General features: G+C 69.2%; 18 protein-coding genes. 15 read left to right on the top strand and 3 right to left on the bottom strand.

Features of this window, described 5'->3' with window-relative positions; translation table 11 throughout:
* The first annotated feature begins 223 nt into the window (after positions 1 to 223).
* From U8D42_RS09985 to U8D42_RS09975, 3 genes are all read left to right on the top strand, one after another.
* Positions 224 to 2404, top strand: coding sequence for a molybdopterin-dependent oxidoreductase (locus U8D42_RS09985; RefSeq protein ID WP_348636967.1), 2181 nt, complete (start codon positions 224 to 226; stop codon positions 2402 to 2404).
* A 119-nt stretch (positions 2405 to 2523) separates the two neighbouring features.
* On the top strand, positions 2524 to 3630 hold the full coding sequence (locus U8D42_RS09980; RefSeq protein WP_322860265.1) for a type III polyketide synthase: 1107 nt from the start codon (positions 2524 to 2526) through the stop codon (positions 3628 to 3630).
* Between the two features lie 11 nt (positions 3631 to 3641).
* Positions 3642 to 4145 carry an isoprenylcysteine carboxyl methyltransferase family protein gene (locus U8D42_RS09975; protein WP_322860266.1) on the top strand — a complete coding sequence of 168 codons (504 nt, stop codon included), beginning with the start codon at positions 3642 to 3644 and terminating at the stop codon, positions 4143 to 4145.
* Positions 4146 to 4157: 12 nt separating this feature from the next.
* On the opposite strand, the gene U8D42_RS09970 is transcribed toward U8D42_RS09975, so the two are convergent.
* The gene (locus U8D42_RS09970; protein WP_085243607.1) at positions 4158 to 5003 is read right to left on the bottom strand and encodes an SDR family NAD(P)-dependent oxidoreductase; all 846 of its coding nucleotides are present in this window, start codon (positions 5001 to 5003) and stop codon (positions 4158 to 4160) included.
* A 184-nt stretch (positions 5004 to 5187) separates the two neighbouring features.
* Here U8D42_RS09970 and U8D42_RS09965 point away from each other — a divergent pair, with 184 nt between their 5' ends.
* From U8D42_RS09965 to U8D42_RS09955, 3 genes are all read left to right on the top strand, one after another.
* A complete protein-coding gene (locus U8D42_RS09965) occupies positions 5188 to 6225 on the top strand; it encodes an alpha/beta hydrolase (RefSeq protein ID WP_322860267.1) in 1038 nt (345 codons plus the stop codon).
* Positions 6226 to 6314: 89 nt separating this feature from the next.
* On the top strand, positions 6315 to 8981 hold the full coding sequence (locus U8D42_RS09960) for an FHA domain-containing protein (RefSeq protein WP_322860268.1): 2667 nt from the start codon (positions 6315 to 6317) through the stop codon (positions 8979 to 8981).
* Positions 8982 to 9092: 111 nt separating this feature from the next.
* Positions 9093 to 9809, top strand: coding sequence for an MIP/aquaporin family protein (locus U8D42_RS09955; protein ID WP_322860269.1), 717 nt, complete (start codon positions 9093 to 9095; stop codon positions 9807 to 9809).
* Between the two features lie 16 nt (positions 9810 to 9825).
* Here U8D42_RS09955 and U8D42_RS09950 read toward each other — a convergent pair whose 3' ends face one another.
* Entirely contained in the window at positions 9826 to 9990 is a 165-nt protein-coding gene (locus tag U8D42_RS09950; RefSeq protein WP_167542718.1) for a hypothetical protein, read from the bottom strand.
* Between the two features lie 259 nt (positions 9991 to 10249).
* Here U8D42_RS09950 and U8D42_RS09945 point away from each other — a divergent pair, with 259 nt between their 5' ends.
* Genes U8D42_RS09945 through fadD1 form a run of 9 tightly spaced genes read left to right on the top strand, consistent with a single transcriptional unit; the run spans position 10250 to position 19307 of the window.
* The gene (locus tag U8D42_RS09945; protein WP_322860270.1) at positions 10250 to 11440 is read left to right on the top strand and encodes an acyl-CoA dehydrogenase family protein; all 1191 of its coding nucleotides are present in this window, start codon (positions 10250 to 10252) and stop codon (positions 11438 to 11440) included.
* A 3-nt stretch (positions 11441 to 11443) separates the two neighbouring features.
* Positions 11444 to 12580 carry an acyl-CoA dehydrogenase family protein gene (locus U8D42_RS09940; RefSeq protein WP_322860271.1) on the top strand — a complete coding sequence of 379 codons (1137 nt, stop codon included), beginning with the start codon at positions 11444 to 11446 and terminating at the stop codon, positions 12578 to 12580.
* Between the two features lie 37 nt (positions 12581 to 12617).
* Positions 12618 to 13070, top strand: a complete 453-nt coding sequence (locus U8D42_RS09935; RefSeq protein WP_322860360.1) for a MaoC family dehydratase — start codon at positions 12618 to 12620, stop codon at positions 13068 to 13070.
* 7 nt (positions 13071 to 13077) lie between these two features.
* Positions 13078 to 13533: an acyl dehydratase gene (locus tag U8D42_RS09930; protein ID WP_322860272.1), complete on the top strand. Its 456-nt coding sequence runs from the start codon at positions 13078 to 13080 to the stop codon at positions 13531 to 13533.
* Positions 13530 to 14732: a thiolase family protein gene (locus U8D42_RS09925; protein WP_322860273.1), complete on the top strand. Its 1203-nt coding sequence runs from the start codon at positions 13530 to 13532 to the stop codon at positions 14730 to 14732. The genes U8D42_RS09930 and U8D42_RS09925 overlap by 4 nt, the downstream gene beginning before the upstream one ends.
* Positions 14733 to 14734: 2 nt before the next feature.
* Complete coding sequence (locus tag U8D42_RS09920; protein ID WP_322860274.1) at positions 14735 to 15136, top strand: Zn-ribbon domain-containing OB-fold protein; 402 nt, start codon at positions 14735 to 14737, stop codon at positions 15134 to 15136.
* Between the two features lie 30 nt (positions 15137 to 15166).
* On the top strand, positions 15167 to 16123 hold the full coding sequence (locus tag U8D42_RS09915) for an alpha/beta hydrolase (RefSeq protein ID WP_322860275.1): 957 nt from the start codon (positions 15167 to 15169) through the stop codon (positions 16121 to 16123).
* Positions 16120 to 17721 carry a flavin-containing monooxygenase gene (locus tag U8D42_RS09910; RefSeq protein WP_322860276.1) on the top strand — a complete coding sequence of 534 codons (1602 nt, stop codon included), beginning with the start codon at positions 16120 to 16122 and terminating at the stop codon, positions 17719 to 17721. Before U8D42_RS09915 ends, U8D42_RS09910 begins: the two co-directional genes overlap by 4 nt.
* A complete protein-coding gene (fadD1, locus tag U8D42_RS09905) occupies positions 17718 to 19307 on the top strand; it encodes a fatty-acid--CoA ligase FadD1 (protein WP_322860277.1) in 1590 nt (529 codons plus the stop codon). The genes U8D42_RS09910 and fadD1 overlap by 4 nt, the downstream gene beginning before the upstream one ends.
* On the opposite strand, the gene U8D42_RS09900 is transcribed toward fadD1, so the two are convergent.
* Positions 19283 to 20158, bottom strand: coding sequence for a DMT family transporter (locus U8D42_RS09900; protein ID WP_249025816.1), 876 nt, complete (start codon positions 20156 to 20158; stop codon positions 19283 to 19285). The two genes, fadD1 and U8D42_RS09900, sit on opposite strands and share 25 nt — an antisense overlap.
* Positions 20159 to 20351 lie beyond the last annotated feature (193 nt).

The following is a 20351-nucleotide window of genomic DNA, read 5'->3' as shown; positions in this document are numbered from 1 at the left end:
ACGAGCCAGCTCCCTCCCCTGAATGTGGCGTCCGGCGTCGACGCTAAGTTCGGCGACTCGCCCTTGTACAGCGCACCGGCCCGATTCAAATGGCTCTCAAGGAATTCGTTGGGCCCGGCAGCGGACTTTGCCACTTCCGCGACGGACAGTAGCGGAATACAGTGGGTGGGTGACGACGGGCGAAGACGGCAGGCACGTGCGCACCTGCCCCCTCTGTGAAGCCATGTGCGGCTTGGAGATTCAGGTCAACGACGGCAAGGTCACCAGCATCCGGGGAAACCGCGACGACGTGTGGAGCCGCGGACACATCTGCCCGAAGGGTGTCTCACTTGCGGCGCTGCACGACGACCCGGACCGCATCCGCCGGCCCATGATCAAGGTCGACGGCCAATGGCACGAGGTCAGCTGGGACGCGGCGTTCCGCCGCTGCACCGAGTTGCTGACGCCGGTGATCGAGAAATACGGGATCGGCGCGGTCACCGCTTACACCGGCAACCCGCTGGCACACTCGTTTTCGCTGGCCCGGTACGCCGGAGTGCTGATGGGGATGTCCGGGATGCCGGTGACGTATTCACCGGGGACCGTCGACCAATGGCCGAAGAACCTGTCCTCGCACCTGATGTACGGCCTCTGGTGGAACTTCCCCGTGCCCGACATCGACCGCACCGACCTGATGGTCATCATGGGTGCCAACCCCGCAGCGTCGCAGGGCTCGCTGTTGGCCGCGCCCGACGTGATGGGCCTGATCGAGGCGATCCGCAAGCGCGGCAAGGTGATCGTGATCGACCCGGTGCGCACGCAGACCGCGGCCCGCGCCGACGAGTGGCTGCCCATCGTGCCCGGGACCGACGCCGCGCTGCTGCTGGCCGTGGCGCACACGCTGTTCGACGAAGATTTGATCAATCCCGGACCACACGTCGACGGTGTCGACACCATGCGCCGGGTGGCCGCGGATTGGCCGCCGGAACGCGTCAGCGCGGTCACCGGCATCGACGAGGACCGCATCCGGCGGTTGGCCCGGGAACTGGCCGGCACCGATAAGTCCGTGGTGTACGGGCGAATCGGCTTGTGTAACCAGGAGTTCGGCAGCCTGGCCAGCTGGCTGGTGGACGTGATCAACATCTTGACCGGCCACTTCGACGTGCCCGGGGGAGCGATGTTTCCGAAGCCGGCGGCGTGGTCGATCACCACCCAGCCATTGCCCGGCCTGGAGGGTGGCCTGCCGGAATTCGGCCGCTGGCACACCCGGGTGCGCGGGGCGAAGGAAGTGCTGGGCCAGGCGCCGGTGTCCTGCATGGCCGAGGAGATCGCCACCCCGGGAGAGGGGCAGCTGAAGGCGCTGATCACCGTCGCCGGCAATCCCGTCTTGTCCACCCCGGGCGGAGACAAACTCGACGAGGTGCTTCCAATGCTGGAAGCGATGATCTCCGTTGACCTTTGGCTCAACGAGACGACGCGGCACGCCGATGTGATCCTGCCCGGCCTGTCCCCGCTCGAGCAGCCGCACCACGACGACCTGATCCTGCTTTTTGCGATCCGCAGCATCGCGAACTACTCGGCGCCGGTGTTCGATCCGGGCGACCGCCCACACGAATGGGAGATCCTGATCCGGCTGACCGGCCTGTGCACCGGGACGCCGGCGGAGGACGTCGACGTCGCGGCGATCGACGACGGATTCTTCGACTACCTGGCGTTCACCAAAGGGCTTGATGGCGCGGAGATCCGCGAGCTCTACACGCAGGGCGGCCCCGAACGCATGCTCGACCTCACGCTGCGGACCGGACCGTTCGGTGACCAGTACGGCAAGAACCCGGGCGGGCTCACCCTGGACCTGCTCAAGGCCAACCCGAACGGAATCGACTTCGGGCCGATGGTGCCGCAGCTACCCGAGATCTTGGGCACCCTCGACAAGAAGATCCATCTCGCCCCGCAGTACCTGCTGGATGACCTGCCGAGGCTCACGGCGCGGCTGGAGCGGCCCGCCGAGCCGCTGGTCCTGGTCAGTCGCAGGCACCTGCGCTCGAACAACACCTGGCTGCACAACGTGCCGGCGCTGATGAAGGGAAAGGACCGCTGCACGTTGCTGATTCATCCCGACGACGCGGCGCGCTGCGGTGTCGCCGACGACGACGTCGTCACCGTGAAATCGGCGGCCGGCGAGATCAAAGTGCCCGTGGAGATCACCGACGCGATCAAACCGGGCGTGGTGTCGATGCCCCACGGATGGGGGCACGGCAAGCCGGGCACTCGCCTGGCGGTCGCCAACAATTTACCGGGTGTCAACACGAATGTGCTTTCCCCACCGACATTTATCGACGAGCCGTCCGGAAACGGCGCGCTCAACGGCATACCGGTCACGATCATCGACGACCAGGCCCGGTTCCGCCCCGCGCAGACACCCTGAGTCGCGCTACGTCCCCTGCCACCCCCTCGGTTGATTAACGGCAAGCGCCGCCTTGTGGTTCATCTCACCCCCGAGTCATTCGGATGAACCGTGCGGCGTGGCCCGTCGTCGGCATAGGCATGACTGCAACAACGCATCTCACATCGCCGCGCCGGGCCGCTCACCGCGAGCAGGGCGCACCGCACATCGCCGGGGCGGCGGTGGCCTTCACCCCGCACCGCTACAACCAAGACGAAGTCGCCCGCGAGCTCACCGAATTCACCGATCCGCGGTTCCTGCGTTTCGCCGAGACGACGGGGGTAGACCACCGCAGTCTCGCGCTGCCGCTGTCACGCTACCCACAGCTGAGCGGCTTCACCGAAGCCAACGATGCTTATCTCGAGGTCGCGGTCGATCTCGGCGAACGGGCGATACGTTCGGCGCTGGAGGAGGCCGGCATCGCGGCACACGAGGTGGACACCATCGTGATGGTCTCCAGCACCGGCATCGCGGTACCCACCATCGATGCACGGCTGATGACCCGAATCGGACTGCGGCCCAACATCAAACGCGTTCCGCTGTTCGGCCTCGGCTGTGTGGCCGGCGCCGCCGGGATGGCGCGCGTGCACGACTACCTGCACGGCTACCCGGGGGATGTGGCCCTGCTCCTGTCCGTCGAGCTGTGTTCCCTCACGCTGCAGCGCGACGACACCTCGATCCCCGCGCTGATCGGGGTCTCCTTGTTCGGCGACGGTGCCGCCGCCGTGGTCGCCACCGGAGCCGACCGAATCCCCCCTGCCCACAACGGACGCCGTGCGCCCCGGCTCCTGGGGACGCGCAGCTGCGTGGTGCCCGAGACCGTTGACGTCATGGGGTGGAACGTGGGATCCACCGGCTTCCAGCTGGTGATGTCGCGCGACGTGCCCAAGATGGCCGATGCCTACCTGCGGGACGAGGTCGACGGTTTCCTGGCCGACCACGGCCTGTCCCTGGCCGACATCTCGACGTGGGTGTGTCATCCCGGCGGCCCGAAGGTCCTGGACTCGATAGAAGAAGCACTCGGTCTTTCGTCGGAGGCGCTGGTTCACAGCCGAAACTCCATGCGCGACAACGGCAACATCTCCTCGGCGTCGGTGCTCGACGTGCTGCGCCGCACGGTCGCCCAACCGCCCGCCGAAGGGGCCTTCGGGGTGATGCTGGCGATGGGCCCGGGCTTCAGCTTCGAGCTGCTGCTGCTGCAGTGGTGAGGGGCGAGGCCATGTACTACTACCTGTTCATTCTGGCCATCGGCGCCGAGCGCCTGGTCGAGCTCGCGGTCTCACAACGGAACACCAAATGGTCACTGGCGCACGGCGGCAAGGAATTCGGCCGCGACCACTACCCGGCCATGGTCAGCATGCATGCCCTGCTGCTGGTTTCGTGCGTCGTGGAAACCTGGGTCTTCGCACGGCCCTTCATCGGATGGCTGGGGTGGCCGATGCTCGCCGTCGTGGCGCTGAGCACCGTGGTGCGCTGGCGTTGCGTGAGCGTGCTCGGCAGGCATTGGAATCCACGGCTCATCGTCATCCCGGGCGCACCCTTGGTGCGTGACGGGCTCTATCGATGGGTGCGCCACCCGAACTACACCGCCGTCGCGGCCGAGGTGGCCGCGCTGCCGCTGGTGCACTCGGCGTGGCTGACGGCGATTGTGTTCAGCATCGCCAACGCACTGGTGCTCAACGTCCGAATCCGGGCGGAGAACGCCGCGTTGGGTCTGGTGTAAGCGCCCGGGCCGTCAGGGGGCGATTGGACGGTTCGTCCACTCGCGGTCGGGCCGGCGCGTCGAGCGGAACCAGCCGCCCGCCGCGCCGGTGCCGCCGTCGGTCGGGATGGTGTGGCCGGTGACGAACGCCGAGAGGTCGGATGCCAGAAAGAGGATCACGTCGGCCTGGTCCTCGGGCACCCCCATCCGGCCGACCGGAACCCATTGCGGCCACTGCGCCTGCTCTTCGGCCGACAGCCATTGCGAGTAGGGCACCTGCAGCGATTCGGTGACGTCGGGAGCGATCGCGTTGACCCGCACCCCGTGCCCGCCCACCTGTACGGCGAGGCTGCGGGTGAACTGGATGACGGCGGCCTTGAAGGCCGCGTAGACCGGGTCCTCCGGGTAGCCGCGCAGCCCCTCGACGGAGGAGACGTTGACGATCGCGCCGGCCCGCCGGGCGACCATCGCCGGCAGGAAAGCGCGGGTGACCAGCAAGACGTGGTGCAGGTTGATCCGGTAAAGCTCGGCCCAGAACTCGGGATCGGTGTCGACGAAGTTGCCCGGATGCCGCAGCCAGTGGCCCACGTTGTTGACCAGGACGTCCGCCCGGCCGTAGCGATCCAGCACCGACCGCGCCAAGTCGTCGACGGCATCCGCGTCCCGGACGTCGCTGACCACCGCCACAGCCGATCCGCCCGCGGCCGCGATCTCGTCGACCGTCCCCGCGGCAAGCCCGGCGTCGACATCGACGATCACCACGTGGGCGCCCTGCCCCGCGAACACCCTGGCGGTGGCCGCGCCGATGCCGCCGCCACCGCCGGTCACCACCGCTACCCGGCCACTCAACAACGCGTCAGCGCGCGAATCGTGGTTCATCGCTCATATCCTGGGCCACCGGGCGAAATCCACGGGGCCCGGGCCCGGTGAAGAGCCGGAAACGCCGACATATACCCATCGGCTACCCGCGGTAAACCGTGATGTACCCAACATTCGTGACCCCTTCACCCGCAGTTTTTCCCGGCCCCGCGTGGGTATTCCGTGCCCACTTAGGAGGGATTGCATGGTTAGCACCACCGATCCACATCGCTTATTGCCAAGTGGCGCAATGAAGCGGCGGGTGCACCGTCGCCACAGCCCGCAGTCGGTCGCGGTCTCCCTGGCCAGCCGAATGATCGTGAAGAACACCGTCCGAGCCTGGGCCGCCACCCCGAATCTGCACTGGCCATTCGAATATGTCGACGAGCTCGCGGGAATGGTGCCGCGGTTCGGCATCTCCGCAGAAATCGAACCGGTTCAACTGGAAAACTGTGCCGCCGAATGGGTTTGCGCCCACGGCGCGTCCACCGACCGGGCGATCCTCTATTTGCACGGCGGCGCCTTCCTCACCTGCGGTCTCAACACGCATCGCTCGGTGGTCACCCGCTTGTCGAAGGCGGCGGATGCCGCCGTGCTCACCCTGGGATACCGAAAGCTGCCTTCGCATCACATCACCGACGCGATCGACGACGGGATGAGCGGGCTTCGTTGGCTGCAGGATCGCGGTTTCGACGGCGACCAGGTGGTCGTCGCCGGCGACTCTGCCGGGGGATACCTTGCGTTCATGACCTCGTTGCTGGCCATCAGCAGCGAGGTGATGCGGCCGGCGGGGATCGCGACCATCTCCCCGTTCACCGATGCCGACCCGGCCCGAAAGCTGCGGCACCGCAACGCGCGCAAGTGCTCCATGTTCACCCGCGGGGCGCTGTCGATGTTCGCCCAATACCTTAGTCAGGCACAGGTTTTGGAGGGGCGCGGCGAGTCCACCGTGGCTTCGCCGGTGGACGCCGATCTGTCCTCGCTGCCGCCGGTGACGATTCACGCCAGCTCCGACGAGCTGCTGCTCCCGGACGCCGAACTGATGGCAAAGCGCTTGGAAGCCAGTGGAGTTCCGTGTGATCTGCACCTGTGGGACGGGCAAATCCACGATTTTCCGTTGGCGGCGGACATCCTGCCGGAGGGCAGGCGCGCCATCCGCTACCTCGGCGATTTCGTCAAGGACGTCACCGCCGCGGCCACGCCGTGGCGGCGCGGCCTGCACACCGCCGCGGCCGCCGGCTAACCGACCCAGAAAGTGCCCGGGCCGCGTGAAGTCGGCCCGGCCGAGATTCGGCGACCCGTTTCGCGCCGCTGCCGATACAGTGGGTCGTAATGAGCCGACCAGCCCCACCTGTGTTGACCGTCCGGTACGAAGGATCCGAGCGCACGTTCGCCGCAGGCAACGATGTCTCAATCGGGCGTGACCTCCGCGCCGACGTTCGAGTGGCACATCCCCTTATCTCCCGCACGCACCTCATCGTTCGATTCGACCAGGGCCGATGGATAGCCATCGACAACGGCAGCCTCAACGGACTGTTCGTCAACCACCATCGCGTGCCCATGCTCGACATCCAGGACGGCATGCGCGTGAACATCGGCAATCCGGACGGCCCGGCGCTGACCTTCGAGGTCGGCCGACACCAGGGCTCGGCCGGGCGACCCCCGCTGACGACGTCCATCCCGATCGTCAACCCGGCCGGCGCGGCGGGCCCCCGCGTGACCCACCCCCAGCCGTCCGGCGCGAACTGGCCCGGCCAGCCCCAGCAACCGGCGTCCGCCTCGTTCCGGCAGCCCACACATCAGCCCAGCGGACCCCAGCCCGTCCAGCCACCGAGTGGATCGATACCGAGCCACCCGTCAGCCCCGCAGCCGCGGTACCCGACCGCCGGGCAACCTGCGGCGCCGCACAGCGGGCCGCAACACGCCCCGCAGATCTACCGCCCGCAGGCCACCACCGCGCCCCCGGCCCATGGCGGGCAGCCGGCGGGCCTGGAGACCGGGCGGGTCGGCGGGGACGCGTCCAACATCGCGACATCGATGATGAAGATCCTGCGGCCGGGCAAGGCGGTGGAATCGGTACCGGGCGCGATCAAGATCGGTCGGGCCAACGACAACGACATCGTCATTCCCGAGGTGCTGGCGTCGCGCCATCACGCCACCTTGGTCCCGACGCCGCACGGCACCGAGATCCGCGACAACCGCAGCATCAACGGCACGTTCGTCAACGGCGCCCGGGTCGACTCGGCCGTGCTGCACGAGGGCGACGTCGTCACGATCGGCAATATCGACCTCGTCTTCGCCGGCGGCACGCTGGCCCGCCGCGACGAGAGTGCGACCGCAACCCCCACCGGCGGCCTGGACGTGCGCGGCGTGACGTGGACGATCGAGAACAACAAGACGCTGCTGGACGACATCTCGTTGGGCGCGCAGCCGGGGACGCTGACGGCCGTCATCGGGCCGTCGGGCGCGGGCAAGTCGACCTTCGCCCGGCTGGTCGCGGGATACACGCACCCGACCAGGGGCACGGTCGCGTTCGAGGGCCACAACGTCCACGCCGAGTACGCCTCGCTGCGCAGCCGGATCGGCATGGTGCCCCAGGACGACGTGGTGCACGGGCAGCTGACGGTGCAGCAGGCGCTGATGTATGCCGCCGAACTGCGGCTGCCACCCGACACCACCAAGGAAGACCGCGCCCAGGTGGTCGCCCGGGTGCTCGAGGAACTCGAGATGACCCAGCACCTGCACACCCGGGTCGACAAGCTCTCCGGCGGCCAGCGCAAGCGCGCCTCGGTCGCCTTGGAGTTGCTCACCGGGCCGTCGCTGCTGATCCTCGACGAGCCGACCTCCGGCCTGGACCCCGCGCTGGACCGCCAGGTGATGACCATGCTGCGACAGCTGGCCGACGCCGGTCGCGTCGTGCTCGTGGTCACCCACTCGCTGACCTACCTGGACGTCTGCGACCAGGTGCTGCTGCTGGCCCCCGGCGGCAAGACCGCCTTCTGTGGGCCGCCCAGCCAGATCGGGTCGGCCATGGGGACCACGAACTGGGCCGACATCTTCAGCAGCGTCGCGGGCGACCCGGACGGGGCGAAGGCGCGCTACCTGGCGCGCACGGGCCCGACACCGCCCCCGCCCCCGGCGCAGCAGCCCGCCGACCTGGGCGACCCGTCGCACACCAGCCTGTTCCGGCAGTTCTCCACGATCGCGCGGCGGCAGGTCCGGCTGATCTTCTCCGACCGGGGCTACTTCGTGTTCCTGGCGGTGCTGCCGTTCATCATGGGCTCGCTGTCCATGTCGGTGCCCGGCAACGTCGGGTTCGGCATCCCCAACCCCTACGGCGCCGCGCCCAACGAGCCCGGGCAGATCCTGGTGCTGCTCAACGTCGGAGCGGTGTTCATGGGGACGGCGCTGACCATCCGCGACCTGATCGGTGAACGCCCCATCTTCCTGCGCGAACAGGCGGTCGGGCTGTCCACCAGCGCCTACCTGCTGGCCAAGGTCTGCGTCTACACGGTTTTCGCGGTCATCCAGTCGGCGATCGTGACCGTGATCGTGCTGATCGGCAAGGGCGGTCCCACCCAGGGCGCGGTGGCCCTGGGCCGGCCCGGTCTCGAACTGTTCGCCGACGTCGCGTTGACCTGCGTGGCCTCGGCCATGCTCGGGCTGGCGCTGTCGGCCATCGCCAGGTCGAACGAACAGATCATGCCGCTGCTGGTGGTGGCCGTCATGTCGCAGCTGGTGTTCTCCGGCGGCATGATTCCGGTGACCGGACGACTCGGGCTGGACCAGATGTCCTGGGTCACCCCGGCGCGCTGGGGCTTCGCCGCGTCGGCCTCGACCGCCGACCTGACCAAGCTGGTGCCCGGACCGCTGAGCCCGAAGGACTCGCACTGGCGGCATACGCCTGCCGCGTGGTGGTTCGACATCGCCATGCTCGTGGTGATCAGCGTCTTCTACCTGAGCTTCGTCCGCTGGAAGATCCGGCTCAGGGGCGGCTGAGCCCGCACGGCGTTTGCAGCTGGCAGGTACCGGGCAACTGATGCCAGCCGGTGGCCTTGACGGGCGCCAGCACCGACGACGGCACCCCGCGTTTCGGGTGAAGGTGGTGCCATGCAACGAATCACCCCGCTCGAGCGCGACGACGTCACCGCCGATGCCCACCCAGCCGGTGCCGCCGGCCCGCGTACCGCAGCGAAGTGCGCCGTCGAGGCGATCGGAACCTTCTTTCTGGTGTTCACCTGCGATGCCGCGGTCAGCAGCGGCACCCCACTGGCGCCGTTGGCGATCGGGGCGGTGCTGATGGTGATGGTGTACGCGGGCGGCCACATCTCGGGCGGGCACTACAACCCGGCGGTCACCCTGGCGGTGCTGGTGCGGCGGCGGATCTCGCTGCGCGACGCCGCCCGGTACTGGGGTGTGCAAATGGGTGCCGGACTGCTCGCGGCGGCGGTGGTCCACTGGGTCGTCGATCCCGCCCACGCCGGCACCCCGTCGACGTTGACCGTGCCGACCGGCAGGCTGGTCGCCGTGTTCGTCGTGGAATTCCTGTTCACCTTCGCCCTGTGCTACGTGGTGCTCAACGTCGCCACCAGCGGAAAGCGTTCCGACAACGCGTATTACGGCCTGGCGATCGGATTCACCGTGGTGTCGGGGGCATTCGCGGTCGGTGCCATTTCCGGTGGCGCGTTCAACCCGTCCGTCATCGTGGGCGCCGCGGTCGCCGGCCTGTTCGCCTGGCCGACGCTATGGATCTATCTCGTGGCGCAGGCCATCGCCGCCGTCGCCGCGGGCCTGACGTATGTCGGTCTGAACCAGGACGACCAATGACCCGATGGGATCGCGGTCAGGCTCCCTTGCGCATGGCCTGCTCGGCGGCGGCGCGCATGCGGTCAGACAACTGCAAGAGCGCGTGCTCGCCCACACCGAGCGGGAGGGTGTAGGCCAATTGCCGCAATTCGACGGCATAGTTGCGCAAGTCGTCGCGGAGACGTGTCTCAACAGTGGGCATGACATCTCCCTCGGGCTGCGGCCGGGCAAAGGGTCCTGGTCCGCGTCGACCAACCGATTGACACATTTTCGCAGCCGCGCCGGCGATCGGCGAGAGCGCCGATCCGAATTAACGGGAGTTTGACGGCGTGTTTACAGCGGGCGCGCCCGGGTTGTCGGCGCCGGGCGTATCGCCGCGGCGAAATTCCGGGCGTACGATCGCCTTCGCGTTACGCTGACGCTGCTCGGTGTAAGGCTGGCAGAAAGGCGCGGGCGCCCGCATGGACTTTGAACTCGACGCCGGGCAGCGCGCGTGGCTGGCCGAGGTCCGCGAGTTCCTCCACGAGAACGTCACCGCAGAGCTGCGCGCCGAGCTCGCCGAGCATGACCTGGAGTTCCCGGGCGGCGAGGTGGCGCGGTTCCGCCGCAAGATCGGCGAGAAGGGCTGGTTCGGGCTGAACTGGCCACGCGAGTACGGCGGTCTTGCCGACAAAGAGGGCCTCGGTGCCATTCACCTGCACCTGCTGATGAGCGAATTCGAGTACTGGGGCGTGCCCGGGCCCGACCTGACGGTCACCTCGGTGGCGCCGATGATCATGCGGCACGGCACCGAACGGAACAAATCCGAATGGCTACCACTGATAGCCAGGGGCGAAATGATCTGCGCCGTCGGATATTCCGAACCCGACGCCGGCACCGACCTGGCCAACCTGCGCACCAGCGCGGTCCGCGACGGCGACGAGTGGGTGATCAACGGCACCAAGATCTGGAACAGCGGCGCGCAGCGCGCCACCCACGAGTGGCTCTGCGTGCGCACCGACCCCAATGCTGCGCGCCATCGCGGCATCTCGGTCATCGTCGTCCCGATCGACAGTCCCGGCGTGACGGTCCGCCCGCTCTACGCGTGGTCGGGCTATCGCACCAACGAGGTGCACTTCCACGATGTGCGGGTGCCGGTCACCAACCTGGTGGGCGAAGTCAACCGCGGCTGGACATACATCACCGGCGCGCTGGATCTGGAACGCGGTGCGCTGACCAACCCGGGCGACCTGCGCCGCGCGGTGGACGAGCTGCGCGAGCTCGCGCGGCAGCCGCGCCGCGACGGCACGGTGCCCGCCGAGAGCCCCTCGCTGCGCCGCAGGCTCGCTCAGGCCGAAGCCGACGTGGCGGTCGCCACGCTGATGGGCTACGAGGCCGCCTCCATCCTCGACGGCGGTGTCATCCCGTCGGTGGAGGTCAGCGTCGAAAAGGTGTTCACCAGCGAGCTGCGCCAGCGCATCGCCGTGCTCGCGCTGGATCTGCTCGGCCCGGACGGATTGCTGGCGCACCGCAGCCCTGCCGCGCCGCTGGCCGGCACCTTCGAGCGGCTCTACCGGGCCGCGCCGCTGATGCGTTTCGGCGGCGGAACCAACGAGGTGCTCCGCGACATCATCGCCCAGCGCGGGCACAAGATGCCCAGCTACGGGCGCTGACGCATGAAGGTGATCCCCACCGCCGAACAGCGCGAGTTCGCCTCGTCGCTGCGGGCCCTGCTGGCCGCCGAGTGCCCGGTGCCGCTGGTGCGCGCGCTGAACGAACCGGGCGCCGACCGGCGCACCCCGGCGCTGTGGGAGGCACTGATCGAGGCGGGTGTCCTCGGGCTGGCCATCGGCGAGGAATATGGCGGCTCCGGCGGCACGCTGGACGACCTCGCCGTCTTCGCCACCGAGGCCGGTCGCGCGCTGTGCCCGACGGCGGTGTCCAGCAGCATCCACGCGGCGCTGGCGATCGACCAGCTCGGCTCCCCGGAGGGCAAGCACACCTGGCTGCCGGGCCTGGCTTCCGGCGCGGTCCGCGGCACCACCGCCCTGTGGAGCGCACGCGACGCCGCGGTGGTGTCGGCTGCGCTGCGCGCCGACCCCGTGTCCGCGCGATGGCGGCTGAACGGCACCGCGGAGTACGTCGCCGACGCCGACGTCGCCGACGTCATCGTGGTATCGGCTGCGGCACAAGGGAATACCCTCGTATTCGCTGTCGACGCCGAAGCGCCCGGTGTGACGATGGAACCGCTCGCCATGGCGGGCGGTCACCGGGCCGCCACCGTCCGCTTCGATGGCGTCATGGTCGGCGCCGATGCGCTGGTGGGGGAGGTCACCGCCACGGCGTTGCGGCGCACGGCCAACACGGCGGTGGCATTGGGGTCGCTGGACTTGGTGGGCGTCGGGCAGGCGGTCATCGACCGCACCGTCGACTACACCAAGCTGCGTCACCAGTTCGGCAGGCCCATCGCGTCGTTCCAGGCCGCCCAACACCTCGTCGCCGACATGCACATCGCCCTCGCGGCGGCCCGGCTGGCCGCGCATGCGGCGGTCTTCTGGATCGCGCGCGGTCGCACGGCGACCCGGGAAACCGCCATCGCGCGCATGCACGCCGCCGCCGCTTCCAGGTCGATCACGTTGGACGCCCACCAATTGCACGGCGGCATGGGGTATGTCACCGAGACCGATCTGCATCTGTGGTCCGAGCGGGCACGGCTGGGATCGACCTGGGGCGGCGGCGCGGAGGCCGCCGCGTCGTGGCTGGAGGAGGCCTGGGACGAAACCTCGAGGAGCGCCGGTGAGCCCGAACGATGACAGCCTGATCGACGCCGACGCGGCGTCGCGGGTCGGCATGGTCGCCGCGACGGCGACGGGCGAGGTGAACCGGCGCGACTGGCAACGGTGGGCGGCGGCGATCGGTGACCACAACCCGCTGTGGTTCGACCCGGACTACGCCAGGGCCAACGGCTTTCGGGACATCGTCTGCCCGCCGCTGTTCCTGCAGTACGCCGTGCTCGGTGTCACGCACCTCGAGGCGCTGCGGCCCGACGGTTCCTCCGGAGCGGTCTCGGGTAGCCTCGCGTTTCCGCGTGCTCCCAAGCGGATGGCCGGCGGGGAAAGCTTCGCCTTCCACCTGCCGGCGTATCACCGCGACGAAGTCGAGATGGTGCGCACCATCTCCTCCATCGTCGAAAAGCAAGGCCGCTCCGGCAGATTCGTCTTGGTCACCTGGCACACGGTGTACCGCAACCAGCATCAAGACCTGCTCGCCGAAGCGTCGACATCCATGATCGCCCGTCCCTAGGAGCCCGATGACCGGCCAAGTCTTTTACGAGGATGTCGAGGTGGGCCACCAGATGCCCGAACTCACCGTGACCGTCGACGAAACCCAGCTGTTCTTCTTCAGCGCCGCCACCTACAACGGGCACCGGATCCACTACGACAAAGACTGGGCGCGCAACGTCGAAGGCTACGACGACGTGCTGGTCCACGGACCCCTGCAGGCCGCGCTGCTCGGCCGGGCCATCGGGGACTGGATCGGCGGGCGGGGCCGGCTGGTGTCCTTTTCCGTCCAGAATCGCGCGGTCGCCCATCCCGGCCAGCCGCTGAGCTTCGGCGGCACGATCACCGGCAAGCGCCTCTCCGACGAGGGCGCCGGGCTGGTGGACCTCGACATCGCCGGCCGCCGCGAGCAGACGGTGCTGATGCCCGGAACCGCAACGGTCGAGCTGCCCCGGCGCGCAACGCCCCGGGAAGCCGATCAGTGACCGGGCTGCGCGGCGACGCCGCGATCGTCGGCATCGCCGAGCTGCCTGCGCAGCGGCGTCCCACCCGGCCGCCGCTGTTCACCCTCGACCAGTACGCGCTGCTGGCGAAGATGGTGATCGACGACGCGGGCGTCGGCGCCGCATCCGTCAACGGCCTGCTGACGCACGGCATCGCCGAGTCGGCGATGTTCGCGCCCGCCACCCTGTGCGAATACCTCGGCCTGCCCCTGGACTTCGGTGAGCGGGTCGACCTGGGCGGGGCCACGGCGGCGGGCATGATCTGGCGGGCGGCGGCCGCGGTGGAGCTGGGCATCTGCGACGCCGTCCTGGCCGTCGTCCCCGGCTCGGCATCGCAGCCGCAGTCCGAGAAGCGGCCCCCACCGGCCCCGAATTGGTATGGCGCGTCGTCGAACACCTACGGGTCGCCGCAGGCGGAATTCGAGATCCCATATGGCAACGTCGGCCAGAACGCGCCGTACGCGCAGATCGCCCAGCGCTACGCCGCCGAATTCGGTTACGACCCCGCCGCGGTGGCCAAAATCGCCGTCGATCAGCGGACCAACGCGTGCGCCCACCCCGGCGCGGTGTTCCACGGCACCCCGATCACGGTGGACGACGTGCTCGCCAGCCCGATGATCGCCGATCCCATTCACATGCTCGAGACCGTGATGCGGGTGCACGGGGGAGCGGGCGTCCTGATCGCCAACGCCGACATCGCCCGCGGCGGCCGCCACCGACCGGTGTGGATCAAGGGTTTTGGCGAGCACATCGCCTTCAAGACCCCGACCTATGCCGAGGACGTGCTGCGCACCCCGATCGCCCGCGCCGCCGACAAGGCGTTCGCCATGGCCGGCCTGCACCGCTCGGACGTGGACGTGGCGTCGATCTACGACTGCTACACCATCACCGTGCTGATGAGCCTCGAGGACGCCGGCTTCTGCGACAAGGGCGACGGGATGTCGTGGATCAGCGGCCACGATCTGACCTACCGCGGCGACTTCCCGCTCAACACCGCCGGTGGGCAGCTGTCGTTCGGGCAGGCCGGGATGGCCGGCGGCATGCACCACGTCGTCGACGGCGCCAGGCAGGTGATGGGACGGGCGGGCGACGCGCAGGTGCGCGACTGCCACACCGCGTTCGTCACCGGCAACGGCGGCATCATGAGCGAGCAGGTCGCGCTGCTGATGCGGGGGGACTAGCGATGGGCACCCCGATTCCCGAACCCACGCCGGTGTCGCGGCCCTTCTGGGACGGCCTGGCCCAGCACCGCATCCGGGTGCAGTACTCACCGTCGTTGGGGCGCTACGTCTTCTATCCCCGCACGCTCGCCCCCGGGACACTGGCCGACGACCTGCAGTGGCGCGAAATCGACGGCGAGGGAACGCTGTACACGTTCACCATCGCCCGCCGGCCCACCGGGCCGCCGTGGGCGGACGCCCTGCCACAGCTGCTCGCGGTCGTGCAGTGGGACGCCGGGCCCAAATTCAGCACCGAGCTCGTCGACGTCGACCCGGGCGACGTCCATATCGGCATGCGGGTCGAGCCGGTGTTCTACGATCTGCCCGAAGCCGGGATCACCCTGTTGAAGTACCGGCCGGCATGACCGACTTGGGCGACGAGCTCGGAGGTGTACATGGACGACCCTTTTGGCGGCGTCCGGGCGTTGTTGCGTGAGTTGGACGCGGCATTCCCGCGTATCGAAACCATGACTGCCGTGCAGGCTCGCGCGGCTGTCGCCGAGCGGCGCCGGCCCGTCGACAACATCGACGACGTCCGCCACACCGAAGACCGGTCGATTCCCGGTCCGGCCGGGGACATCCCCGCGCGGATCTACTACCCGCACGGCGAACCCCAGGCGGACCGCCCCGCGATCGTGTTCTACCACGGTGGCGGATTCGTGTTGTGCGACATCGAATCTCACGACGGATTCTGCCGCGCACTGTCCCGCGGCGTGCAGGCGGTCGTCGTGTCGGTCGGCTACCGCCTCGCGCCCGAACACCCGGCTCCCGCGGCCGCGCTGGACGCTTTGGCCGCGTTCCGCTGGGTTTTCGACCACGCGCCCGAACTCGGCATCGACCCTGCGCGCACGGCCGTCGCCGGCGACAGCGCCGGCGGCAACCTCGCCGCGGTGACCGCCATTGGCTGCCGCGACCGGGCCGTGGCCGCGCCGTCCGCGCAACTGCTGATCTATCCGGTCATCGAGCCGTCGTTCGACACCGACAGCTACCGGCGCTGTGCCTCCGGCTACTTCCTCACCAGCGCCGCCATGCAGTGGTACTGGCGCCAGTACCTGGGTGCGGAAACACAGCCGGGCCACACCGATTTGGTGGCGCCGGCCCGCGCCGAGTCGCATGCCGGCCTCCCGCCCGCAGTGATCGTCACCGCCGGCCTCGATCCGCTGCACAGCGAGGGCTGCGACTACGCGCGCCGGTTACGCGACGCGCGGGTGCCCGTCGTGCACCGCGATTTCCCGGACCTGTTTCACGGCTTCCTGACCATCCCGGCCTTTCCCCCGGCGGTCTCGGCGCTCGACCTGATCTGCGCCGACCTGCGCGGGCTGCTCCGGACGACCCTTCGCGAGGCGATATGACCGACACCGCAATCAAAGACGTGATCGTGATAGGCGCGGGGTTCGCCGGGCTCTACGCCGTGCACCGCGCCGCGTCGGCGGGACTGTCGGTGCTCGGCGTCGAGGCGGCGCCCGACGTGGGCGGCACCTGGTATTGGAACCGCTACCCTGGCGCGCGGTGCGACGTCGAAAGTGTGGACTATTCCTACTCATTCGATGAGGAACTCCAGCAGAGCTGGACGTGGACCGAACGCTTCGCCGCCCAACCGGAGATCCTTGCCTACCTGGGCCACGTTGCCGACCGGTTCGATCTCCGCCGCCACTACCGGTTCGGGGTCGACGTCGTCGGGGCCGCCTTCGGCCAGGGCCAGTGGCGGGTCCGCACCCGCGACCAACAGACCTATGCCGCCCGGTTCCTCATCTGCGCGACGGGTTGTCTGTCGGCGGTCAACCGCCCGGACATCCCCGGCGCCGACGATTTCGCGGGCGCGGTCTACTTCACCGCGGCGTGGCCGCGCGAGGACCCCGACCTGCGTGGCAAGCGCGTCGGCCTGATCGGCACGGGATCCTCCGGCATTCAAGCGGTTCCGATCGTCGCCGCGCAGGCGGACCGGCTGGTGGTGTTCCAGCGGTCGGCCAACTACAGCATCCCGATGCCCAACCGACCCTGGACGCCGGAGGAACAACAACAGATCCGCGAACAGTATCCCGAGCGCCGCCGCGCCTCGGCCTACGCGGCGTCGGGCACACCGCACGGCACGTACCACAAGAACGCGGTCGACGCCGACCCGCAGGAGCGCGCCGAAGCCCTGTGGCGGCGCTGGCGCGAGGGCGGCGTGCTGTTTGCCAAGACGTTCCCGGACCAGAACTCCGACCTCGCCGCCAACCACATCGCCCGGGAGTTCGCCGAGGAGCGTATCCGCGAGATCGTGGCCGATCCCGTCGTCGCCAACGACCTCATCCCCGTCGACCACCCGATCGGGACCAAGCGAATCTGCACCGACGGCGGGTATTACGCCGCGTTCAACCGGGACAACGTGGAGCTGGTCAACCTCCGGCGCGAACCCATCGAGACCATCACCGCCCACGGCGTGCGAACCACCGCCTCGACCTACCCGTGCGATGTGCTGATCTTTGCCACCGGCTTCGACGCGCTCACCGGCGCTCTGACCCGCATCGACCCGGAAGGGCCGGGGGGAGCGCGGCTGCGCGACGTCTGGGCCGACGGCCCGCTGACCTTTCTCGGGCTGATGGTGCCCGGCCTGCCGAACATGTTCACCATCAGTGGACCGGGCAGCCCCTCGGTGCTGGCCAACATGGTGCTGCACGCCGAGGTTCAGGTCGACTGGGTCATCGAGCTGATGCTGTCGATGCGACGCCTCGGGGTGACGGAGGTGGAGCCGCGCCGCGATGCCGCCGAGGCGTGGACGGACCACGTCGCGAGTGCGGCCGAGCAGACGCTGTTCCCGAAAGCCGCCTCGTCGTGGTACCTCGGCGCCAACATCGAAGGCAAAAAGCGGATCTTCATGCCCTACGCCGGGGGATTCGGCACGTATCGGCGCCACTGCGACGAGGTGGCGCGCCGGCACTATGCCGGGCTGGTGCTGACCACCCGATGATCGAAACGGTTCAGCAACTGCTGCGGGGACGCCGGGACGACGACACCCCTGCGGTCGCGCACGGCGAGCGCGTCTGGACCTGGAGAGAACACCTCGCGGAGGCCGAGGCGGAGGCCGCCGCGCTGATCGGTCTCGCCGATTCGGCCCGTCCGCTGCACGTCGGGGCCCTGCTGCCCAACTCCCCGGCGATGCTGCGCGCCATGGCCGCGGCGGCGCTGGGCGGTTACGTGCTGTGCGGGATCAACACCACGCGGCGCGGCGCCGGGCTGCTGGCCGACATCCGGCGCTCCGACTGCCAACTCCTGCTCGTCGACCCCGAACACCGGGACCTGTTGGACGGCCTGGATCTCGGCGGGATTCAGGTGCTCGACGTGACCGGCCGGCGCTACGCCGAACTGGTGGCCGCCGCGCCGGCCCTGGAACCGCACCGAGAGGTCGCCGGTGACGACACCCTGATGATGATCTTCACCTCCGGAACCAGTGGCGACCCGAAGGTCGTGCGGCTCGCGCACGCGATGGCGATCATGTGCGGCGCCAGCCTGATCTTCCAGTACGACGTCACCGCCGCCGATGTCTGCTACCTGTCGATGCCGCTTTTTCACTCCAACGGCGTCGCCGCCGGGTGGGCGGTCGCCGTCGGTGCGGGCGCCACCATGGTCCCGGCCCGGTTCTCGCCGTCACGCTTCCTCGACGACGTGCGCCGCTACGGCGTGACGTATCTCAACTACGTCGGCAAGCCGCTGGCCTTGATCCTGTCCACCCCCGAACGTCCCGACGACGCGGACAACACGCTGCGGGTGGCGTTCGGCAACGAGGCCACCGACCGCGACATCGCCGAATTCGCAAGGCGTTTCGGCTGCCGCGTGGTGGACAGCTTCGGTTCCAGCGAGTTCGCGGTGATCGTCGTCCGCGAGGACGGCACGCCGCCGGGGTCGATCGGCAAGCCATATGCGGGGGTCGCCATCTACAACCCGGCGACGCTGCGCGAGTGCGCCGTCGCGGAATTCGACGAGCACGGGGCGCTGACCAACTTCGACGACGCGGTCGGGGAACTCGTCAACACCCAGGGCGCGGGCCCGTTCGTCGGCTATTACAACGACCCGGCCGCGACGGCGGAGCGGATGCGGCACGGCATGTACTGGTCGGGCGACCTCGCCTACCGCGACGCCGACGGCTGGATCTACCTGGCCGGCCGCACCGCCGACTGGATGCGGGTGGACGGCGAGAACCTGGCGGCGGGCCCGATCGAGCGGATCCTGGGACGCCTGCCCGAGGTCAGCCAGGTCGCCGTCTACGCGGTGCCCGACGACCGGGTCGGAGATCAGGTGATGGCCGCGCTGGTATTGCGGGAAGGAGCGCGGCTCGGCCCGGACGACTTCGCGAAGTTCCTTGCCGCGCAACCGGATCTGTCGCCCAAAGCCTGGCCCCGGTACGTGCGCATCAACGCCGACCTGCCGACGACGGCGACCAACAAGATCCTCAAGCGTGCGCTGATGTCTGCGGGTGTCACCGCGGAGGGCGGTGTCTTGTGGACGCGCCCGGCGCGCGGCACCACCTACAGTCAGCTTACGGCTTCGCCGGCCTGAGCCGATTCAGAAAGGTCCTGCGGTGCTTCACCGAACCGCGCCAGCACCAATGTCGCGGACACGGCCACGGCGAAGCCCGCGATAACCAGCCAGCCGAGTCCGTCGCGCGCGCTGTCACCCAGCCACACCACTCCGACGAACGCGGGGGCGATGGTTTCACCGATGACCATCCCGGCGACGGCCGTGGTCACCGAACCGCGGTGCAGGGCGGAGGTCAGCAGCAGGAAGCCCGCCGCCCCGCCCGCGACCGCCGCGTACAGCGCCGGATTGGTGTAGAACGCGCGCTGGGTGGGATCGAGCACCTCGATCAGCCGCACGCCGACCTCGATGACCCCGAAACCGGTTCCGGCCGCCAGTCCCAGCGCCAGCGCGCGCGGTCGGTCCGGCAGCCGGCCCGCCACGGCGCCGGCGATGAGGATCGCCGCCACCACCCCCAGTAAAGCCCAGCCCAGCCCGGCCGGGGCGCGCCGGAAGTGCCCGTGCCCGGCGGCGAGTGCGAGGACCACCAGGCTCGCGCACACCACGCCCACCGCGCCCCATTCGGTGGGCGACAACCGCGCCGACAGCAACCATGCGGACGCGATGCCGGTGACCGCGATCGAGGCCGCCAGCGCGGCCGCGACCACATAGATGGGCACCAGGCGCAACGCCGCGACCTGAAGCAGGAAGCCGAACCCGTCGAGGCCGACGCCGACGAGGTAGCGCCACTGCCGGGCGGCGCGCAACAGCAGCACCGTGTCGACACCGCTGCCGCTGCCGGCCTCCACCGAGCGGGTCGCCGCCGCCTGCAACACCGAGGCCGTGCCGTAACAGACGGAGCACCCCAGCGCGAGCAGGAATCCGATCAGCACACGTCGAACAATAGGCCGCTGCCACGACTGGCGCGGGTGCCCGACCGGCTGAGATCTGTCTGAACAAATGTTTGGGCGACGGCGCGTGCGGGCACGTCAGAGGTAAGCGTGGCTGGGGGGTTGGTCAACTCATCACAACTGGCGAACAGTCATGCGCTGTGTCTACGGTCGTTAACGGTTTGTCAAAATAAAG

The sequence above is a fragment of the Mycobacterium europaeum genome, assembly GCF_034555895.2.
Taxonomy (GTDB): domain Bacteria; phylum Actinomycetota; class Actinomycetes; order Mycobacteriales; family Mycobacteriaceae; genus Mycobacterium; species Mycobacterium europaeum.
The sequence above is the reverse complement of the archived record's forward strand: the minus strand, read 5'-3'. Positions and strand labels throughout refer to the sequence as shown.